The following is an 18,868-nucleotide window of genomic DNA, read 5'->3' as shown; positions in this document are numbered from 1 at the left end:
AAGATGACAAAATCGGTTCCGTCCTGCCCGGCCGCGTCGTCACACGCGCACGTACTGGGCCATGCCGTCGGGCAGGAGCTGCTTCAGCTCGTGCACGCCCTGTTCGGCGAAAGGACGCAATAGCGCATTGCGCCAGAAATCCTGTTTGGGCAATTCGGTCAGCCCGGCCGCCGCGACCAGCAGCACCACCAGCACGCAGCCGCGGACGAGCCCGAACATCATGCCCAGCGAGCGATCGACCCCGCCGAGGCCCGTCGCCTGCGCGATCCGCGACAACAGCGCGTTCGCGACACCCGCGACGAACACGACGCCGATCACGATCAGCGCGAACGCGATCACCCACTGCGTCAGCGCGCCGCCCGGCCAGTTCGCCGGAATATACGGCACGACCAGTCCGACATAGCGGCCCGCGATCACGATCGCCGCGATCCAGCCGATCAGCCCGAAAATCTCGGAGACGAAACCGCGCCACGCGCCACGCAGCGCAGACAACGCGATCACCGCCAATACAGCGTAGTCGAAAGCCGTCAGCATCGCACGTTACTGCGTCAGTCCGGCTTCGCGCACCTTCGCGATCGCGGCGGACGCCGCCGCGCGATCCGCAAACGGGCCGGCACGCAGCAGTGTAGCCGTGCTGCCGTCCGCCTGCTTGCTGTGCTCGACATATGCGGGCACGCCCGCCGATTTCAACTTGGTGGCCCACGAACGGGCCGTCGTGTCGTCCTTGAACGAACCGAGCTGCACCGCGAAGCGCGCACCGGCCGGCGATGCGGGCGACGATGCGTCGCCGCTGTCGGCCGCGGCATCGGCGTTCGCGACCGTCGCGGGCGCCGGCTTCGGCGCAGCCGGCTTCGCCGCGGGGGCGGCCGCGGCCGGCTTGGCAGCGGGCTTCGGCGGCGCCACGCTCGCCGTGGTCGTCGAGGGTTCGGGCTTGGCGGCCGGCTTGGCCGCATCCTTCGCCGCGGGTGCCGGAACGGCCGCCACGGCGACATCCGATGCCGGCGGCTCGTCGTGCGCGACACCCGCCTGCACGTCGGACGCATCGTCGTCACGCGGCGCGACCGCCTGATGCGCGGGCCGGTTCGGGATGTCGATCGCGATGTCGTCCGTCACCGGCTTCGGGTGCGAATCGAGCACCATCGGCAGCACGATCACCGCGGCCACGACGAGCGCGATCGCGCCGACGAGGCGCCGGCGGGCGCGTTGCTTTTCTGGAAGGGTCGGATCGAGGAGCAGTGCGTCCGATTCCGGACGCTCGGTGCGGCGCGTGCGCCGCTCGACGCGTTCAGTGCGCTCCGTGCGCACGTTCCGGGAGGCCCCGGTACGACCGCCGCGCCGCGGGGGCGCGTCGTCGTCTTTCTTGCCGAACGAGAAAATTCCCATGAATGGCTGAGTCCGAAACTGCCCGTCAGTCAGTGTTGCTGCGATTTCCGGTAGGCCATCACACCTGCCACCGTATGGAAACTGCCGAAAACCACGATTCTATCATTCTCGGATGCTCTTTTTAGTGCATCGCGAAACGCTTCGGCGGGCGACGCGAACCGCGTCACGCTCGAATCGGCCCCCTCCTCCACGCCGGCCTTGCGCAGCACGGCTTCGAGCTGCTCCGCGCTCGCCGCGCGCGGCAGCGGCAGGTCGGTCACGCACCAGTGGTCGATCTCACCCTTCAGGTGCCGCAGCACGCCGTCGATGTCCTTGTCGTGCATCGCGCCGAACACCGCGTACGTGTACGGGAAGAAGCCCATGTTGCCGAGATTCTGCTCGAGCACGGCCGCCGCGTGCGGGTTGTGCGCGACGTCCAGCACGATCGCCGGCTTGCCGGGCAGCACCTGGAAGCGCCCCGGCAGCTCGACGTTCGCGAGCCCGAGCCGGATGTCCTGCGCGGACACCGGCAGCACCGGGCGCAGCGCTTCGAGCGCGGCCAGCGCGGCCGACGCATTGATCAGCTGGTTCGCACCGCGCAGCGCGGGGTACGCGAGCGCCGGATAGCGCTTCTCGCGGCCGAGGTAGCTCCATTGCTGACGCTCCGCGCCCGGCTGCGCTTCGTAGCGGAAATCGCGGCCGACCAGCCACAGGTCGGCGCCGATCGCGGCGGCATGGTCGATCAGCGTGTTCGGCACCGCGGGATCGCCGCAGATCGCCGGCTTGCCCGCACGGAAGATCCCCGCCTTCTCGAACGCGATCTTCTCGCGCGTGTCGCCGAGGTATTCGGTGTGGTCGATGTCGATGCTCGTGACGATCGCGCAATCGGTATCGATGATGTTGACCGCATCGAGCCGGCCGCCGAGGCCGACTTCGAGGATCACCGCATCGAGCCCGCGCGACGCGAACAGGTGCAGGATCGCGAGCGTCGTGAATTCGAAGTACGTGAGCGAGACCGGCTCGGGCAGCGACGTGCGCGCCGCTTCGACGGCTTCGAAGTGCGGCAGCAGCTCGGCGTCGCTGACCTGCTGCCCGTTCACGCGCGCACGCTCGCCGAATTCGAGCAGGTGCGGCGACGTGTGGCAGCCGACCTTGTAGCCCGCGTGAACGAGGATCGCCTCGAGGAACGCGCAGGTCGAGCCCTTGCCGTTCGTGCCGCCGACCGTGATCACGGGGCACGCGAATTCGAGCTGCAGCGCCGCCTTGACCTGCCCGATGCGGGTGAGGCCCATGTCGATGCCGACCGGGTGCGCGCGTTCGAGATGCGAAAGCCACGCGTCGAGAGTGGGAAAAGTGCTCATCGGATCAAATCTGAATCGGTACCGCCACTACGCCAAAAAACGAAACGCGCCGCCCGGCGGTTCAGCCGGGCGACGCGCGCAGTTCACAACGCCGCGCCAATCAGGCCAGCGCGTCGGCCGGCTGTCGCTGCAGCAGCGCGAGCAGTTGCGCGATCTCGTCGCGCATCTTGCGGCGGTCGACGATCATGTCGATCGCGCCCGTCGTCAGCAGGAATTCCGCGCGCTGGAAGCCTTCCGGCAGCTTCTCGCGAACCGTCTGCTCGATCACGCGCGGGCCGGCGAAGCCGATCAGCGCCTTCGGCTCGGCGATCACGACGTCGCCGAGGAACGCGAAGCTCGCCGACACGCCGCCCATCGTCGGGTCGGTCAGCACCGAGATGAACGGCAGCTTGGCTTCGGCCAGCTTGGTCAGCATCGCGGTGGTCTTGGCCATCTGCATCAGCGACAGCAGGCTTTCCTGCATCCGGGCGCCGCCCGAAGCTGTGAAGCAGATGAACGGCACGTGCTGCTCCAGCGCGTTCTGCGCGCCGCGCGCGAAGCGCTCGCCGACGACCGAACCCATCGAGCCGCCCATGAACGAGAACTCGAAGCAGGCCGCGACGACCGGCAGCGTGTGGATCGCGCCGCCCATCACGACCATTGCGTCGGTCTCGCCGGTTTCGTCCATCGCTTCCTTCAGACGATCGGGGTACTTGCGGCTGTCCTTGAACTTCAGCGAGTCGACCGGGACGATTTCCTGGCCGATTTCATAGCGGCCTTCCGGATCGAGCAGCCCGTCGAGCCGCTCGCGCGCGCCGATGCGCATGTGGTGATCGCACTTCGGGCACACGTGCAGGTTCGCGTCCACGTCGTTGCGGTACAGCACGGCCTCGCAGGACGGGCACTTGACCCACAGGCCTTCCGGAATGCCCTTGCGGCTTTTCGGGTCGGTCTGCTTGATCTTCGGCGGCAACAGTTTGTCGAGCCAGCTCATCGTATGGTTTCCTGTTCCGTGGCGGGGCGGGCCGACCGGCCCGTTCCCGCTTCCTGTGTTGTGTTTATCGCGCCGTGTTGCCGGCGCCGTCCAGGGCGGCGCGCAGCTCGGCGATGAATGTCTTCAGCGCGGCGGCGGCGCCTTCCGGCGCGGCGCTCTCGAGCAGCTGCACCAGGCGGCTGCCGATCACGACGGCGTCCGACACTTCGGCCACCGCGCGTGCCGTTTCGGCGTCGCGGATGCCGAAGCCGACGCCCACCGGAACCGGCACGCGCGACTTGATGGCCGGGATTTTACCCGCAATGCTCGAAACATCCAGATTTCCGGCGCCGGTCACGCCCTTGAGCGACACGTAGTACACGTAGCCGCTCGCGATCTTGCCCACGTCGGCGATGCGTTCGTCGGTCGAGGTCGGCGCGAGCAGGAAGATCGGATCGATCTGCGCGGCACGCATTTTCTCGGCGAACACGCCCGCTTCCTCGGGCGGATAGTCGACGACGAGCACGCCGTCGACACCGGCCGCCTGCGCTTCGGTCGCGAACGTGTCGACACCCATCCGCTCGATCGGGTTCGCATAGCCCATCAGCACGACGGGGGTTTTCGTGTCGGTCTCGCGGAAGCGCTTCACGTCGGCGAGCACGCTCTTCAGCGTGACGCCGCGCGCGAGCGCGCGTTCCGACGAACGCTGGATCACCGGGCCGTCGGCCATCGGGTCCGAGAACGGCACGCCGAGCTCGATCACGTCGGCGCCGCCTGCGGCGAGCGCATGCATGAATTCGACGGTCTTCGCGGGATCGGGGTCGCCGGCCGTGATGAACGGGATCAGGCCCTTGCGGCCTTGTTCGGCGAGTGCGGCGAAGGTCTGCTGGATACGGGAGGACATGGCAATTTTCCTTGATGCGATCGGCGACTCGGCGGCGCGACTCACGCGCACGCCGGCGCGGCGAGCGCGCTCACGCGCTCGCGCGCGATCGCGCAATAACTTTCGTTGATCTCGTAGCCGACGAAGTCGCGCCCCTGCCGTGCGCAGGCCACCGCGGTCGTGCCGCTGCCCATGAACGGATCGAGCACGCGGCCGCCCGGCGGGCAGCTTGCGAGCACCATCCGCTCGATGATTTCCAGCGGCTTCTGGGTCGGATGATCGACGCGCTCCGCGTGCTGCCGGTGCAGGCGCGAGACCGACCAGACGTCCTTCGGGTTGTAGCCCATCTCCAGCCACTTGCTGCCTTCGAACAGCTTGCGCGAGCGGGCCTTCTTCGTGTCGGCGTCGTACGGGATGCGGACCGGATCGAGATCGAAGTAATACGCCTTGGAAACCGCGAAAAAGCCGATGTTGTCGTGCACCGACGTGAAACGGCGCGTCGTGCCGCCCATGCTCGGCACGCGCCGGTCCCAGATGATCTCGTTGACCATCGTGAGCTTCGTCTTCAGGAAGCTGAAGATTTCCGGCGCGTACTGCCACGTGCAGAAGATGTACATCGACCCGCTCGGCTTCAGCTTCGGAATCGCGAGCTCGAGCCACTCGCGCGTCCACGCGAGGAAGTCGTCGCCCGAACGCTTGTCCGAGTCGTTGCCGTAGTCCTTGCCGAGCCCGTACGGCGGATCGGCGACGATCAGGTCGATCGACGCATCCGGCAGGCGCGCGGCTTCGGTCATGAAATCGCGGTTGTGCAGCTCGATCCCGGACGGCAGTGCGCACGGCACGGCGACGGCAGGCTGCAGCGCCTCCGCCTCGCTCGCGGCACCGCCGCCCGGTTGTTCGATCAGGTCACGCATCGGTCGGGGTCAGAGCGTGAGGCCCGATCGCTCGGCGACCGTGTGCATGTCCTTGTCGCCGCGGCCCGACAGGTTGACGAGCAGGATCTTGTCCTTCGGCAACGTCGGCGCGAGCTTCACGCCATACGCGATCGCGTGGCTCGACTCGAGCGCGGGGATGATCCCCTCGATCCGGCAGCAGTCGTGGAACGCCTTCAGCGCCTCGTCGTCGGTGATCGGCACGTACTGCGCGCGGCCGCTGTCCTTCAGCCATGCATGCTCGGGGCCGACGCCCGGATAGTCGAGACCCGCCGACACCGAATGCGTCTCGATGATCTGGCCGTTGTCGTCCTGCAGCAGGTACGTGCGGTTGCCGTGCAGCACGCCGGGGCTGCCGGCGATCAGCGAGGCCGCGTGACGGCCGGTGTCGAGGCCGTCGCCCGCCGCTTCGACGCCGATCAGCTGCACGGAAGCATCGTCGATGTACGGATAGAAGATGCCCATCGCGTTCGAGCCGCCGCCGACGCACGCAATCACCGCGTCCGGCTGCCGGCCGGCGAGTTCCGGCATCTGCACCTTGCACTCGTCGCCGATCACGCGCTGGAAGTCGCGCACCATCGCCGGATACGGGTGCGGGCCCGCCACCGTGCCGATGATGTAGAACGTGCTTTCGATGTTCGTGACCCAGTCGCGCATCGCTTCGTTCAGCGCGTCCTTCAGCGTGCGCGAACCCGATTCGACCGGCACGACCGTGGCGCCGAGCAGCTTCATCCGGTAGACGTTGGCGGCCTGGCGGCGCACGTCCTCGGCGCCCATGTAGACGATGCACTCCATCCCGAAGCGCGCGCAGATCGTCGCCGTCGCGACGCCGTGCTGGCCGGCGCCGGTTTCGGCGATCACACGCTTCTTGCCCATCCGCTTCGCGAGCAGCGCCTGGCCGATCACGTTGTTGATCTTGTGCGCGCCGGTGTGGTTCAGGTCCTCGCGCTTCAGGTAGATCTGCGCGCCGCCGAGCGTCTCGCTCCAGCGCTGCGCGTGATAGATCGGCGACGGACGGCCGACGAAATACTTCAGTTCGCGCTCGTACTCGGCGACGAAATCGGGGTCATTGCGGAATTTTTCATACGCCGTGCGCAGTTCGTCCAGCGCGTGAATCAGCGTTTCGGCGACGAACACGCCGCCGTACGGGCCGAAGTGGCCGCGATCATCAGGAAGGTTGTACATGGTGTCACTCTCGATCGGTCGGCGCGCCCCGCTGCGGGGGCCGCGCCTTCTTGCATCACCCGGCGTCCGCTTCGCGCACCGCGCGTACGAACGCCGCCATTCGGGCATGATCCTTCACGCCCTTCGCGCCCTCTACTTCGATGCCACTCGAGACATCGACAGCAAACGGGCGCAACTGGCGGATCGCATCACCGACGTTTTGCGCGTTCAAGCCACCACTCAAAACGGCCCGATGCGCGAGCTCTGCGGGAATAAGTGACCAATCGAAGACCTTGCCGCTACCGCCGTAGTCCGGCACCAGGGTGTCGAACAGGAGGCCGCGCGCTTTCGAATAATGAAGAGCCGATTCTACCAAATCGGCCGGCTGCGTCGAGGGGCCGACGCGCACCGCGCGCAACCACGGCAGGCGCGCCGCGCGGCCGAGGGCGTCGCACTGCCCGGGCGTCTCGTCGCCATGGAATTGCAGCACCGTGAGCGGCACGTCGCGCACGACCGCGTCGATCTCGGCTTCGGTCGCGTTCACGAACAGCCCGACCACCGACACGAACGGCGGCGCGAGGCGCGCAAGCTCGGCCGCCTGCGCGATCGACACGGCGCGCGGGCTCTTCGGATAGAACACGAGGCCGATCGCATCGGCGCCGAGCGCCGCGGCATGCAGCACGTCCTCGGGGCGCGACAGGCCGCACAGCTTGATGCGCGTGCGCGGCGCGGGGCCGGCCGCGGCGGGAATCGAAGGAGACACGGCGTGATCCGTCATGGTTGTGGGTCCAGGTCGGCCCAGACGCTGCTCCACGGCACGCTGCCGAGCTGCGCGGGCGGGACGGCGAATTCCGCCGGGTAGCCGACATGGGCGAGGTACAGCCCGTCGGCCATGAACGTGGGCGCGGCGAGATTGCGGTCGCGCCCGGCCAGCACGTCGGCGAGCCAGTCCGCCGGGTAGCGGCCGCGCCCGACCGCGACGAGGCAGCCCATCAGGTTGCGCACCATGTGGTGCAGGAACGCATTCGCGCGGAAGCGACAATGAATGAAGTGGCCCGCACGCCGCACGTCGATCTGGTACAGGTGTTTGACCGGCGTCTTCGACTGGCATTCCGACGACCGGAACGACGAGAAGTCGTGCTCGCCGATCAGGTGCGCGGCGGCGGCGCGCATTGCGTCCTCGTCGAGCGGCGTGTGGATCCAGCCCGCACGGCCGGCCAGCATCGGCGAGCGCACGGGATGCACGTACAGCGCGTAGTAGTAGGTGCGTTCGAACGCCGAGAAACGCGCGTGGAAGGTGTCCGGCATCGGCTTCGCCCACTGCACGGAGACGGTCGACGGCAGGAATGCGTTGGTGCCGCGCACCCACGAGAAATCCGTGCGGTCGAGTTCGGTGTCGAAGTGCACGACCTGCCCGAGCCCGTGCACGCCCGTGTCGGTCCGCCCCGCGACCGTCGTATGCAGCGGCACGCACGCGAATTCGCCGAGCGCGCGCTCGAGCGCGTCCTGCACGGTCTTGCCGTGCGGCTGGGCCTGCCAGCCGCAGAACGCTGCGCCGTCGTACTGAACCCCCAGCGCGATCCGCATCACGCCTCTTCCGCCAGTTTCGCGAGCAGCGCGCGCGCATCGTCGCGGGTCGCGGCATCGTTCGCGTCGACCACTTCCTGCAGCAGCGTGCGCGCGCCGGACAGGTCGCCCAGTTCGACGTACTCGGACGCGAGATCCAGCTTGTTGCGGGCGATGCGCGCGAGCTCTTCCGGCGTCAGCGCGGGCAGCACGGCGCCCGGCGCGGACGGCAGGTCGAGGTCGAAATCCAGCTTCAACGCGCCGAACTGCGCGCCGCCAAGCGGCGGCAGCGACGACGGCGCGGACGCGCCGTCCGCGTGAGGCGCGGGCGTGGCCGCATCCGGATCCCAGTCGAACTCGTCGTCCTGGTCGGCCGGGTGCTCCGGCGGCAGATCAACCGAGCCAACCGGCGGGCGCAGCGCGGATTGACCGTTAGTTGCGGATTGCTCGCTTTCGGTTTGCCCTTCACGGGCGGCCGGCTCTTCCGCCATCCGCGGCGGCAGCAGCATGTCGAGGCTGTTGAGCGCGCTGATCGCGTTCTGCATCAACGTCGCGTGCTGGGCGTCGTTCGCCGCAGGCGCGGCGGGTGCCTCGCTCGGCGCGTCGGCGGCCGGTTCCGCTTCCGGAACCCGCTTCACGTCGTGCGAGGCCGGCGCCGCGTCGTGCGCCAACGCGGCGGGCGCGGACGGCACTTCCTTCTGGTCGTCTTGCGTCGTCGCCGCTTCCGGCGACGAAAACACCTCGGCGTCACGCAGATCGGCAGTCTCTGCTGCTACCGCGGCCGCCGAAACGAGATTCACGTCGGCGGCCGCGTCGCGGGCAACCGGCGTCTCGGGGAGAATCGGCGGCACCGGTTCGACGGGCGACGACGATGCGCCGGCGTCGGCTGCCGTCCCGCCGGATTCCGGGGTGGCCGCCTCGGCCGGCCGCGCCTTCCGGCGCTTGCACCACGCGAACCCGGCCGCGAGCACGACGACAGCCGCGCCGGCCGCTGCGGCCGGGCGCCAGTCGATCTGGTCGGCACCACGCGCGGGCGGCGGCGCCGTCACCGGCACGGCCGGCTGCACGGGCGCCGATGCCGGCTGCGCCGCGCTGGCGGCCACACCGGACGCCGCCTCGCTCGCGACGGGCGACGACGCGGCAGCGGATGCGCCTGCGTCATTCGCGGCCGGCCGCGGGGCAACAGGAGCCGGTGCCGGCGCGGGTGCGACGTTGTTCGTCGCGGCCGGCTTGCCGATCCCGTGCTTCTGCAGTTCCATCAGCACGCGATTCTTCAGCGCGAGCAGTTGCTGGAGGCTCGATGGCCGCGGCTCCGACGCGCCCGCGACGGGTGCCGCCGCGGACGGTTCGTGCATGCCTTGAGCCGGGCCGCCCTGCACGGGCTGGGCGGCGGCCTCGCTCGCGGACGACGGGGCGGACTGGATCGCGCCGCTCCACACGTGCGGCCCGCTGGCACCGGCCACAGGCGCTGCCGGCTGAACGGGTTCGACCATCGACGCGCCATGCGCCGCGGACGCGCCGATCGAAGCCGACGCCCCTGCCGCCACCGCGGCGCTCGCGCCGCTGACCGGCACCGCATGCGCGACCGGTGCGGCCGATGCTGCCGGCGCCGTCTGCACGGCCGACCCCGGATGCGGCGCGGACGCGCCATGCTGCGCAACCGCGGCTGGGCCCGACGCGGCAGCCGCCGCGGCGGCCGCGGACGCTGCCGATGCACCTGACGCACCTGACGCACCGGCCGGCACGAGCGCCGTGCCCGTCGCGTCGAGCGCCGGCACCGTCAGCGTCGCGCCGACTTTCAGGCGGCTCGGGTCGCGCTTCATGAACGCCTGCGGGTTGGCGTCGAACAGTGCGCGTCCGGCGCGCGCAAGCACGCCCGGGTCGTGCGACTGCGTGGCCGCCTTCGCGAGATCGTTCAACGACTGGCCCGGCTGGACCGTCACGGTAAGCGGCACGGGGCCGCCCGCGGCGGAAGCCGGCAGTTCGCCGGTGCCGGCCGCCCAGGCCGACGCGGCCGCGCCGAGCGCCAGGATCGCCAGCGCGCCACGCACGGCGCGCGACAGACGGGACTGACGCGGAAACAAGGAAATTCGGGACATCGTAGGCTCTATCGCCGCGCGCGGGCGCGGCTCGGATTCGCGTAGGGAAGCGTCAATAAAGTCGCCGCAGAAATGCAAAAGCGTCGCGCAGAACGCGACGCTTTTATTGGCTCTGCGCGTCGTAACCGCATAGTTTACTTCACACGATCGGGTTCCGGCCGAATTCGTCGCCGGCGGATGCGGCTGCTCATGCCCGTGCATCGTCGCGACCGCTGCGCGCACCGGGTCGCCGCCGTGCGGAACGCGCGACTGACGCGCCCGCCCCCGCAATGAATCGCGCGCGTCAGTTTTATCAAAAAAGGATCGTCAATCGATGAAAATCGTGGCGACGGCATCGCTATCCAGAACGAATCAGACCCCTATCGTTCACGTTGCGTCACCCCTTCTCAAGCGCCTCGGCGTTCTCGCACCCGGGCCCGCGCCAACCAATAAAAAAACGCCTGCCGCCCCGCGAAGGGCTGGCAGGCGTTTCGCGTCGCGCACCGCTGGCGCGCAGCGCGATCCGGTCCTTACTTGTCGAGCAGGATGCGCAGCATGCGGCGCAGCGGCTCGGCCGCGCCCCACAGCAGCTGGTCGCCGACCGTGAACGCCGACAGGTATTCGCCGCCCATCGCGAGCTTGCGCAGGCGACCGACCGGCACCGACAGCGTGCCGGTGATCTTCGCCGGCGACAGGTCGCGCATCGATGCTTCGCGCTCGTTCGGCACGACCTTCACCCAGTCGTTCGCCGACGCGAGGATGCCGTTGATTTCGTCGAGCGGGACATCCTTCTTCAGCTTGATCGTCAGCGCCTGCGAGTGGCAGCGCATCGCGCCGATCCGCACGCACAGGCCGTCGACCGGGATCGAACCCGGCTCGCCCATGGCCGGCTTGCCGAGGATCTTGTTGGTTTCCGCGCCGCCCTTCCACTCTTCCTTCGACATCCCGTTGCCGAGATCCTTGTCGATCCACGGAATCAGCGAGCCGGCGAGCGGCACGCCGAAGTGGCTCGTCGGCATCGCATCGCTGTTCATGGTCGCGAGCACGCGGCGGTCGATGTCGAGAATCGCGGAAGCCGGATCGGCGAGCTGCTCCTGCACCGAACCGTGCAGCGTGCCCATCTGCGACAGCAGTTCACGCATGTTCTGCGCGCCCGCGCCCGATGCGGCCTGGTAGGTCATCGCCGTCATCCAGTCGACGAGGTTCTCGCGGAACAGGCCGCCGAGCGCCATCAGCATCAGGCTGACCGTGCAGTTGCCGCCGACGAAGTTCTTCGTGCCCTTGACCAGCGCGTCCTTGATCACGTCGAGGTTGACCGGATCGAGGATGATGACCGCGTCGTCCTGCATCCGCAGCGACGAGGCCGCGTCGATCCAGTAGCCGTTCCAGCCGGCCGCGCGCAGCTTCGGGAACACGTCGTTCGTGTAGTCGCCGCCCTGGCACGTGATGATCACGTCGCACTTCTTCAGCTCGTCGACGTTGGTCGCGTCCTTGAGCGTAGTCTCGTTTTTCGCGAACGACGGCGCCTTGCCGCCCGTGTTGCTGGTGCTGAAAAACACCGGTTCGATCAGGTCGAAATCACCTTCTTCCTGCATGCGTTGCATCAGCACGCTGCCGACCATGCCGCGCCAACCTACGAGACCTACGTTCATGACTAACCCTTTGAATGGAGCTTCCCCGCCATTTCCGCCCCCGGCGTGACCGCGCGGGGAAACAGGCGGGCACGACGGACGATCAGCGTTTAATGATCGTTTTCGTGGTAATGGTTTTCGTGATGACGATGGCGCGCGTACCCGCACGGGCAATGTTGCCGTGGAGTTTCAGGACCGGGGAGATCAGGGAAATCAGCGCCATCGTTCGAGTCTACACAAAGCCGGTTGCCCGCACAACGGCCAACCGCGCGCGAACCGGCCGATTTCGCGGCCCGTTCGCGCCCTTTCTACAATTCACCGCGTTACTGCATTACCGCGCGTGTTACAGCGCGGCGACCACCGCGTCGCCCATCGCCGCCGTGCCGACCTGCTGGCAGCCCGGCGTCGCGATGTCGCCGGTGCGATAGCCTTGTTCGAGCACCGTTTTCACCGCGCGCTCGATGCGATCGGCCTGCTCCGCGCGATTCAGCGAGTAGCGCAGCAGCATCGCGGCCGACAGGATCGTCGCCAGCGGGTTCGCGATGCCCTTGCCCGCGATGTCCGGCGCCGAACCGTGCGACGGCTCGTACAGACCCTTGTTGTTCTTGTCGAGCGACGCCGACGGCAGCATGCCGATCGAGCCCGTCAGCATCGACGCTTCATCCGACAGGATGTCGCCGAACATGTTGCCGGTCACGATCACGTCGAACTGCTTCGGCGCCTTCGCGAGCTGCATCGCCGCGTTGTCGACGTACATGTGCGACAGCTCGACGTCCGCGTATTCCTTCGACACGTCGATCATGATGTCGCGCCAGAACTGCGACGTTTCGAGCACGTTCGACTTGTCGACCGACAGCAGCTTCTTCGCGCGCTTTTGCGCGGCCTGGAACGCGACGTGCGCGATGCGGCGCACTTCCGGTTCCGAGTAGCGCATCGTGTCGAAGCCTTCGCGCGCGCCGGCGAACGGGCCGTCCGGCGCCGCGCGCACGCCGCGCGGCTGGCCGAAGTAGATGTCGCCGTTCAGTTCGCGCACGATCAGGATGTCGAGGCCCGCAACCAGCTCGGCTTTAAGCGGCGACGCATCGACGAGCTGCGGATAGCAGATCGCCGGGCGGAAGTTCGCGAACAGCTCGAGATGCTTGCGCAGCCCGAGGATCGCCTGCTCGGGGCGCAGCGCGCGCTCGAGCGAGTCGTACTTCCAGTCGCCGACCGCGCCGAACAGGATCGCGTCGGCTTCCTTCGCGAGCTTGAGCGTCGCGTCCGGCAGCGGATGACCGCTCGCCTCGTAGCCCGCGCCGCCAACCGGCGCCTGCTCGAGTTCGAACTTCTCGTCGAGGGCGTTCAGCACCTTGACCGCTTCGTTGACGATTTCCGGACCGATGCCGTCGCCGGGCAGCACTGCAATCTTCATGCGTTATTCCTGACTGGATAGGTGTGGGTGGCGGGTCGGCGAGCGCACGTCATGCGCGCCCGCCCGGAGGCAATCTCAGCCGACCAGCTTGTTGTTGAGCCACGGCTGCTTCGCGAGCCGCTCGGCTTCGAACTGGCGGATCTTGTCCGCGTGACGCAGCGTCAGGCCGATGTCGTCGAAACCGTTCAGCATGCAGTACTTGCGGAACGCGGTGATGTCGAACGCATACTCACGGCCGTCGCCCGTGCGCACGACCTGCGCGTCGAGGTCGATCGTCAGCTGATAGCCGTTGAACGCGACCGTCTCGTTGAACAGGTGATCGACCTGCTGCTCGGTCAGCACGATCGGCAGCAGCCCGTTCTTGTAGCAGTTGTTGAAGAAGATGTCGGCGAAGCTCGGCGCGATGATCGCGCGGAAGCCGTACTGCTGCAGCGCCCACGGTGCGTGCTCGCGCGAGCTGCCGCAGCCGAAGTTCTTGCGTGCCAGCAGCACCGATGCGCCCTGGTAGCGCGGCTGGTTCAGCACGAAGTCCGGGTTCAGCGGGCGCTTCGAGTTGTCCTGGCCCGGCTCGCCGTGGTCGAGGTAACGCCATTCGTCGAACGCGTTCGGACCGAAGCCCGTGCGCTTGATCGACTTCAGGAACTGCTTCGGGATGATCGCGTCGGTGTCGACGTTCTCGCGATCGAGCGGCGCCACGACGCCGGTATGCACATTGAATTTTTCCATGATCCGTCTATCCGGTATGAAGGGCCGGCGGTCAGCCGGCGCACATCGACAAATTCTCGGCGGGCGTCAGTCCGCGGCGCGCTGCAGCGCGTTGCCGGCGGCGTTGACGTCCTGGCCGAAGCCTCGGACGGTATTGCAGCCCGCCAGGCCGAAGCCCAGCCCCGCGAGCGCCAGCGCAGCAACCAACCGCGCGATGAACTTCGATGCCGTCACGCGTTACCCCAGCTGGCGAATGTCGACGAAATGGCCTTCGATCGCCGCCGCCGCCGCCATCGCGGGGCTCACCAGGTGCGTGCGGCCGCCCGCGCCCTGCCGGCCTTCGAAGTTGCGGTTCGACGTCGAGGCGCAGCGCTCGCCCGGATCGAGCCGGTCGGCGTTCATCGCGAGGCACATCGAGCAGCCCGGCTCGCGCCATTCGAAGCCGGCGTCCGTGAACACCTTGTCGAGCCCTTCGCGCTCGGCCTGCGCCTTCACGAGGCCCGAGCCCGGCACGACCATCGCGAGCCGCACGTTCGACGCAATGCGGCGGTTCAGCTTCTTCACGACGTACGCGGCCGCGCGGATGTCCTCGATGCGCGCGTTCGTGCACGAACCGATGAAGATCTTGTCGACCTTGATCGACTCGATCGGCGTGTTCGGCTCGAGCGCCATGTAGGCCAGCGCGCGCTCCATCGCGTCGCGCTTGACCGGATCCTTCTCGCGCTCGGGATCGGGCACGCGACCGTCGATCGACGTGACCATTTCCGGCGACGTGCCCCACGTGACCTGCGGGACGATCTCGGCCGCGTTCAGCTCGACGACGCGGTCGAACTGCGCGCCTTCGTCGGACTTGAATTCGCGCCAGTACTCGACGGCCTGGTTCCATTCCGCGCCGGTCGGCACGAACGGACGGCCCACCAGGTAATCGATCGTCGTATCGTCGACCGCGACCATGCCCGCGCGCGCGCCGGCTTCGATCGCCATGTTGCAGACGGTCATCCGGCCTTCCATCGTCAGCGCGCGGATCGTCGAGCCGCCGAATTCGATCGCGTAGCCCGTGCCGCCGGCCGTGCCGATCTTGCCGATGATCGCGAGCACGATGTCCTTCGCGGTACAGCCGCGCGGCAGGGTGCCCTCGACCTTCACGAGCATGTTCTTGCTCTTTTTCTGCAGCAGGGTTTGCGTCGCGAGCACGTGCTCGACTTCCGACGTGCCGATGCCGTGCGCGAGCGCGCCGAACGCGCCGTGCGTCGACGTGTGCGAGTCGCCGCAGACGATCGTCATGCCCGGCAGCGTCGCACCCTGCTCCGGCCCGATGATGTGCACGATGCCCTGGCGCACGTCGTTCATCTTGAACTGCGTGATGCCGAACGCGTCGCAGTTCGCGTCGAGCGTGTCGACCTGCAGCTTCGAGACCGGATCGGCGATGCCGTGGCTGCGATCCGTGGTCGGGACGTTGTGGTCCGACACGGCCAGGTTCGCGCTGATGCGCCACACCGGACGGTGCGCGACGTTCAGCCCTTCGAACGCCTGCGGGCTCGTGACTTCGTGCAGCAGCTGACGGTCGATGTAGAGCAATGCCGTGCCGTCGTCCTCGGTGTGGACGACGTGGGTATTCCACAGTTTGTCGTAGAGAGTCTGTGCCATGGGTATGCGGGGTCGTTGTGACTACAAGCCTTGCGAATGCGATCGATTATGCCACGCAGAATGCGCCACGGCGCAGGCCCGGCGCGAAAAAACCCATTAAAAACAGTAGTTTGGCTGGTAGTGCCAATACCTGTATCGGCATTACCCGGCAACCGGGACGCACCGGACACGGCAACGCCCCGCGCTCGCGCTGTTCACCCCGGGCCGGATTCCGGCATACGATGGGACGACGCACGTCTGAACGTCCCCACGATCCTGACCCGGAGCCCACGACGATGAAGCTCGGCATCAACGAATCGCTCGCCCGCCTCGACGATGAAGGCACGCTGTTCACGACGCTGTTTCGGCACGGCACGCTCGACATCGAGCTGTACCGGCCGCGCGGCGAGGACCTGCAGACGCCGCACACGCGCGACGAGGTCTACGTGATTGCCGCCGGCACGTCGCGGTTCGTCGTCGACGGGCGCGAATGCGGCGTCGCGGCCGGCGACGTGCTGTTCGTCCCCGCCTTCGCGTCGCACCGCTTCGCCGGCTTCTCCGACGACTTCTCGACCTGGGTGTTCTTCTACGGCCCCGAAGGCGGCGAGCGGGGCGAACGCGGCGCATGACGCGCGGCAAGCTCCGCAGCTCCGGCACGATCTCCTAGACTGTCTGTTCGCAACGGGCGGCGCACGACCGCCCTCCCCGCCATCGCGATGCGGGCATCGCCCGACGCATCGACCGCACAGGAGCACGGCATGCGATACGAACTCTATTACTGGCCCGAGATCCAGGGCCGCGGCGAATTCGTGCGGCTCGCGCTCGAGGCGGCCGAGGCCGACTATGTCGACGTCGCGCGCGAAGCGGGGCGCGGCATGGGCGTGTCGGCAATGATGCGGCTGATGGACGGCACGACGGCCGAATGCGTGCCGTTCGCGCCGCCGTTCCTGAAGGCCGGCGACGTGGTCGTCGGGCAGACCGCGAACATCCTGCTGTTTCTCGGCGCGCGGCTCGGGCTCGCGCCCGACGACGAAGCCGGACGGCTGTGGGTGCACCAGCTCCAGCTCACCGTCACCGATTTCGTCACCGAGATCCACGACACGCATCACCCGATCGCCAGCGGCCTTTACTACGAGGACCAGAAGGCCGAGGCCGCCGAGCGCGCGGCCGATTTCCTCGAACATCGGCTGCCGAAGTTCCTCGGCTATTTCGATCGCGTGCTCGCGCAGAATCCGCACAAGAGCGGCCATATCGCCGGCAGCGCGCTCAGTTACGCGGACCTGTCGATGTTCCAGCTGATCGAAGGCCTGCGCTACGCGTTCCCGAAAGCGATGCAGCGCGCGGAGCGCAAGGTCGCGGGACTCGTCGGCCTGCACGACCGCGTCGCGCACCATCCGCCCGTCGCGCGCTATCTCGCGTCGGAGCGCCGCATCCCGTTCAACGACATGGGAATCTTCCGGCACTATCCGGAGCTGGACCAGTCGCGGCGGACGCCGCGTCAGTCGCCGTAGCGATAGCGGCTGCGCATCGCATCGAGCGGATTGCCGTCGGCGAGCGTTCCGCCGAGACTGTGGATCACCGCGCTCGCCGCGTTGATCGCGGTCTGCACCGCGCCCTCGATCCAGCCGCCCGTGAACGAGCAGCAGCAGCCGGCCAGATAGATCCCGCGGTCCGACGACGGATCGGCGGCCGTCTGGAACTGGTGGAACAGCGCCTGCGAATGGATGTCCTCGCCCGGATAGTTCAGCTTGAATGCGCCGAGCGCATAGCGGTCCGACAACCAGTCGTGGCTCGTGACGTTGCGCGCGTAGTCGTCGTCGAGCGGCCGCAGGTGGGCGGCGAACGCCGGCGACACGATACCGATCTCGGCCACGAGACGCTTGAACCGCTCGACCTTGTCGGTGAGCGACAGGATCTTGTGCGAATCGTCCTCCCACGTGTAGCTGATCAGCACGACGCCGTGCGCGTCGGGATCGTCGGGCGCGTAATCGAGACAGTAGATGCCGCGCGCCAGCGTGTCCGTCTGGATGTTGTGCGGCAGCCCGTGCTTGAGCCAGAACTTGTCACGGGTCAGCACGAACAGCTTCGAAGAACTGACCATGTGCGTCTCGTTGATCGCGCGAACGACGTTCGGCGCGAACAGGTTCGCGATGCCCGTGATGCCCATGCCGACCTGCATCGCGCGCGTCGTGGTCGCGACGATCACGCGGTCGAAACCGTGCGTCGATCCGTCTTCGAGCGTCAGCGCGAAGGTGCCGTCCGGCTGCTGCGCCACGCGCCGCACGGCGGCATGCACGATGCAATCGCGCACCCGCGCACCGTTGCCGCCATCGTCGAGCAGCCCCTGCGCGAGCGCGAAGATGCCGGCCGGGATCAGCCGCTGGTCGACCTCGAGCTCGTTGACCACGATCCGCAGGATTTCGAGGAACGACGCGCGATAGACCGGCTGGAAGCCGCCCGAACCGATACCGAGCGTGCCGAACAGGCGCAGGTCCTCGCCCTTGCGCCAGCGCGTGCCGCCGGGCGGCGTCGTGCCCGTGAAGATCTTGACGATCGCCGAGTAGAACGACTCGTCGCCGAACCGGTCGATGTACTGCTGCCAGCCTTGTCGCGCGTCGTCGTAGCGATGCGCGCGCAGCAGCGCCGTCAGTTCGGCCGGCGCGGGCAGCTGCGTGCCGTCGTCGAGCCGCACGCCATCGCGAATGAACGCGCGCCAGCCGCGGTCGACGCGATCGAACAGCGCGGGAGGCGCATCGCCCGCAGGCCAGCGATACGCATGACCCTGGTAGTGGATCTCGGTGTCGACGATGCCCGGATCGGGAAACGCGGACGCGCTGTCGACGCCGAACCGCTCGAGATAGTGATACAGCGCGGCCTGCGACGGCGGGAAGCGCATGGCGCCCATTTCGGCGAGCAGGTGCGGATGGTCCGGATTGATCGACTGGGACAGCAGGCGCCCGCCGACTCGCGCGCGGTTCGCCTCGAACACGACGACCTGCCGCGCGCCCGCGCGCAGCAGTTCGCAGGCGGCGACGAGGCCGCCGACGCCGGCGCCCACGATCGCGATCCGCGCGTCGCGCGCGCAGTGGGCCGGCAGCGTGCCGAGATGCCCGCCGGTGCGGGACAGGAAGGCGCCGTAGTCGTACAGTGTGTCGATGTACGGCAGCGTGCGCGACAGGCATTCAGGAGCGTTCATG

19 protein-coding genes are annotated in these 18,868 nt (G+C 68.0%); 2 read left to right on the top strand and 17 right to left on the bottom strand.

What is annotated here, in order from left to right:
• Positions 1–39: 39 nt before the first annotated feature.
• From U5771_RS03575 to leuC, 16 genes are all read right to left on the bottom strand, one after another.
• Complete coding sequence (locus U5771_RS03575; RefSeq protein ID WP_322022682.1) at positions 40–534, bottom strand: CvpA family protein; 495 nt, start codon at positions 532–534, stop codon at positions 40–42.
• A 6-nt stretch (positions 535–540) separates the two neighbouring features.
• On the bottom strand, positions 541–1,383 hold the full coding sequence (locus U5771_RS03570; RefSeq protein ID WP_322022681.1) for an SPOR domain-containing protein: 843 nt from the start codon (positions 1,381–1,383) through the stop codon (positions 541–543).
• Positions 1,384–1,412: 29 nt separating this feature from the next.
• Complete coding sequence (gene folC / locus U5771_RS03565) at positions 1,413–2,723, bottom strand: bifunctional tetrahydrofolate synthase/dihydrofolate synthase (RefSeq protein ID WP_322022680.1); 1,311 nt, start codon at positions 2,721–2,723, stop codon at positions 1,413–1,415.
• 100 nt (positions 2,724–2,823) lie between these two features.
• Entirely contained in the window at positions 2,824–3,696 is an 873-nt protein-coding gene (gene accD / locus U5771_RS03560) for an acetyl-CoA carboxylase, carboxyltransferase subunit beta (protein WP_006755101.1), read from the bottom strand.
• 64 nt (positions 3,697–3,760) lie between these two features.
• The gene (trpA, locus tag U5771_RS03555) at positions 3,761–4,579 is read right to left on the bottom strand and encodes a tryptophan synthase subunit alpha (RefSeq protein ID WP_322022679.1); all 819 of its coding nucleotides are present in this window, start codon (positions 4,577–4,579) and stop codon (positions 3,761–3,763) included.
• 41 nt (positions 4,580–4,620) lie between these two features.
• A complete protein-coding gene (locus U5771_RS03550; RefSeq protein WP_322022678.1) occupies positions 4,621–5,472 on the bottom strand; it encodes a site-specific DNA-methyltransferase in 852 nt (283 codons plus the stop codon).
• Positions 5,473–5,481: 9 nt separating this feature from the next.
• Entirely contained in the window at positions 5,482–6,675 is a 1,194-nt protein-coding gene (gene trpB / locus U5771_RS03545) for a tryptophan synthase subunit beta (protein WP_322022677.1), read from the bottom strand.
• A 55-nt stretch (positions 6,676–6,730) separates the two neighbouring features.
• Positions 6,731–7,432, bottom strand: coding sequence for a phosphoribosylanthranilate isomerase (locus tag U5771_RS03540; protein ID WP_322022710.1), 702 nt, complete (start codon positions 7,430–7,432; stop codon positions 6,731–6,733).
• Complete coding sequence (gene truA / locus U5771_RS03535; protein WP_322022676.1) at positions 7,429–8,241, bottom strand: tRNA pseudouridine(38-40) synthase TruA; 813 nt, start codon at positions 8,239–8,241, stop codon at positions 7,429–7,431. Before truA ends, U5771_RS03540 begins: the two co-directional genes overlap by 4 nt.
• Positions 8,241–10,319 (bottom strand): FimV/HubP family polar landmark protein, encoded by a 2,079-nt coding sequence (locus U5771_RS03530; protein ID WP_322022675.1) that lies wholly within the window; start codon positions 10,317–10,319, stop codon positions 8,241–8,243. The genes truA and U5771_RS03530 overlap by 1 nt, the downstream gene beginning before the upstream one ends.
• 509 nt (positions 10,320–10,828) lie before the next feature.
• Positions 10,829–11,950, bottom strand: a complete 1,122-nt coding sequence (gene asd / locus U5771_RS03525; protein ID WP_322022674.1) for an aspartate-semialdehyde dehydrogenase — start codon at positions 11,948–11,950, stop codon at positions 10,829–10,831.
• Between the two features lie 82 nt (positions 11,951–12,032).
• Positions 12,033–12,152, bottom strand: a complete 120-nt coding sequence (locus U5771_RS03520; protein WP_006754086.1) for a hypothetical protein — start codon at positions 12,150–12,152, stop codon at positions 12,033–12,035.
• A gap of 120 nt (positions 12,153–12,272) precedes the next feature.
• Positions 12,273–13,340, bottom strand: coding sequence for a 3-isopropylmalate dehydrogenase (leuB, locus tag U5771_RS03515; protein ID WP_322022673.1), 1,068 nt, complete (start codon positions 13,338–13,340; stop codon positions 12,273–12,275).
• Between the two features lie 75 nt (positions 13,341–13,415).
• A complete protein-coding gene (gene leuD, locus U5771_RS03510) occupies positions 13,416–14,066 on the bottom strand; it encodes a 3-isopropylmalate dehydratase small subunit (protein WP_322022672.1) in 651 nt (216 codons plus the stop codon).
• Between the two features lie 66 nt (positions 14,067–14,132).
• The gene (locus U5771_RS03505) at positions 14,133–14,279 is read right to left on the bottom strand and encodes an entericidin A/B family lipoprotein (RefSeq protein ID WP_322022671.1); all 147 of its coding nucleotides are present in this window, start codon (positions 14,277–14,279) and stop codon (positions 14,133–14,135) included.
• Positions 14,280–14,282: 3 nt separating this feature from the next.
• Positions 14,283–15,692 carry a 3-isopropylmalate dehydratase large subunit gene (gene leuC / locus U5771_RS03500; protein WP_322022670.1) on the bottom strand — a complete coding sequence of 470 codons (1,410 nt, stop codon included), beginning with the start codon at positions 15,690–15,692 and terminating at the stop codon, positions 14,283–14,285.
• 275 nt (positions 15,693–15,967) lie between these two features.
• Here leuC and U5771_RS03495 point away from each other — a divergent pair, with 275 nt between their 5' ends.
• Together U5771_RS03495 and U5771_RS03490 are read left to right on the top strand one after the other, a co-directional pair.
• Complete coding sequence (locus U5771_RS03495; protein ID WP_322022669.1) at positions 15,968–16,300, top strand: cupin domain-containing protein; 333 nt, start codon at positions 15,968–15,970, stop codon at positions 16,298–16,300.
• A 129-nt stretch (positions 16,301–16,429) separates the two neighbouring features.
• Positions 16,430–17,182: a glutathione S-transferase gene (locus U5771_RS03490; RefSeq protein WP_322022668.1), complete on the top strand. Its 753-nt coding sequence runs from the start codon at positions 16,430–16,432 to the stop codon at positions 17,180–17,182.
• On the opposite strand, the gene U5771_RS03485 is transcribed toward U5771_RS03490, so the two are convergent.
• On the bottom strand, positions 17,170–18,867 hold the full coding sequence (locus tag U5771_RS03485) for an NAD(P)/FAD-dependent oxidoreductase (protein ID WP_322022667.1): 1,698 nt from the start codon (positions 18,865–18,867) through the stop codon (positions 17,170–17,172). The genes U5771_RS03490 and U5771_RS03485 overlap by 13 nt on opposite strands.
• Position 18,868: the final 1 nt, after the last annotated feature.

The sequence above is a fragment of the Burkholderia sp. BCC1977 genome, assembly GCF_905339595.1.
Taxonomy (GTDB): Bacteria; Pseudomonadota; Gammaproteobacteria; order Burkholderiales; family Burkholderiaceae; genus Burkholderia.
The sequence above is the reverse complement of the archived record's forward strand: the minus strand, read 5'-3'. Positions and strand labels throughout refer to the sequence as shown.

Excerpts from the sequence above, each read along its gene's own strand:
- accD (WP_006755101.1), bottom strand. The coding sequence starts at position 3,696 with ATGAGCTGGCTCGACAAACTGTTGCCGCCGAAGATCAAGCAGACCGAC.
- U5771_RS03485 (WP_322022667.1), bottom strand. The coding sequence starts at position 18,867 with ATGAACGCTCCTGAATGCCTGTCGCGCACGCTGCCGTACATCGACACA.
- U5771_RS03540 (WP_322022710.1), bottom strand. The coding sequence starts at position 7,432 with ATGACGGATCACGCCGTGTCTCCTTCGATTCCCGCCGCGGCCGGCCCC.
- U5771_RS03490 (WP_322022668.1), top strand. The coding sequence starts at position 16,430 with ATGCGATACGAACTCTATTACTGGCCCGAGATCCAGGGCCGCGGCGAA.
- trpB (WP_322022677.1), bottom strand. The coding sequence starts at position 6,675 with ATGTACAACCTTCCTGATGATCGCGGCCACTTCGGCCCGTACGGCGGC.
- U5771_RS03550 (WP_322022678.1), bottom strand. The coding sequence starts at position 5,472 with ATGCGTGACCTGATCGAACAACCGGGCGGCGGTGCCGCGAGCGAGGCG.
- leuC (WP_322022670.1), bottom strand. The coding sequence starts at position 15,692 with ATGGCACAGACTCTCTACGACAAACTGTGGAATACCCACGTCGTCCAC.
- U5771_RS03575 (WP_322022682.1), bottom strand. The coding sequence starts at position 534 with ATGCTGACGGCTTTCGACTACGCTGTATTGGCGGTGATCGCGTTGTCT.
- folC (WP_322022680.1), bottom strand. The coding sequence starts at position 2,723 with ATGAGCACTTTTCCCACTCTCGACGCGTGGCTTTCGCATCTCGAACGC.
- U5771_RS03530 (WP_322022675.1), bottom strand. The coding sequence starts at position 10,319 with ATGTCCCGAATTTCCTTGTTTCCGCGTCAGTCCCGTCTGTCGCGCGCC.
- trpA (WP_322022679.1), bottom strand. The coding sequence starts at position 4,579 with ATGTCCTCCCGTATCCAGCAGACCTTCGCCGCACTCGCCGAACAAGGC.
- U5771_RS03570 (WP_322022681.1), bottom strand. The coding sequence starts at position 1,383 with ATGGGAATTTTCTCGTTCGGCAAGAAAGACGACGACGCGCCCCCGCGG.
- leuB (WP_322022673.1), bottom strand. The coding sequence starts at position 13,340 with ATGAAGATTGCAGTGCTGCCCGGCGACGGCATCGGTCCGGAAATCGTC.
- truA (WP_322022676.1), bottom strand. The coding sequence starts at position 8,241 with ATGCGGATCGCGCTGGGGGTTCAGTACGACGGCGCAGCGTTCTGCGGC.
- U5771_RS03495 (WP_322022669.1), top strand. The coding sequence starts at position 15,968 with ATGAAGCTCGGCATCAACGAATCGCTCGCCCGCCTCGACGATGAAGGC.
- leuD (WP_322022672.1), bottom strand. The coding sequence starts at position 14,066 with ATGGAAAAATTCAATGTGCATACCGGCGTCGTGGCGCCGCTCGATCGC.
- asd (WP_322022674.1), bottom strand. The coding sequence starts at position 11,950 with ATGAACGTAGGTCTCGTAGGTTGGCGCGGCATGGTCGGCAGCGTGCTG.
- U5771_RS03520 (WP_006754086.1), bottom strand. The coding sequence starts at position 12,152 with ATGGCGCTGATTTCCCTGATCTCCCCGGTCCTGAAACTCCACGGCAAC.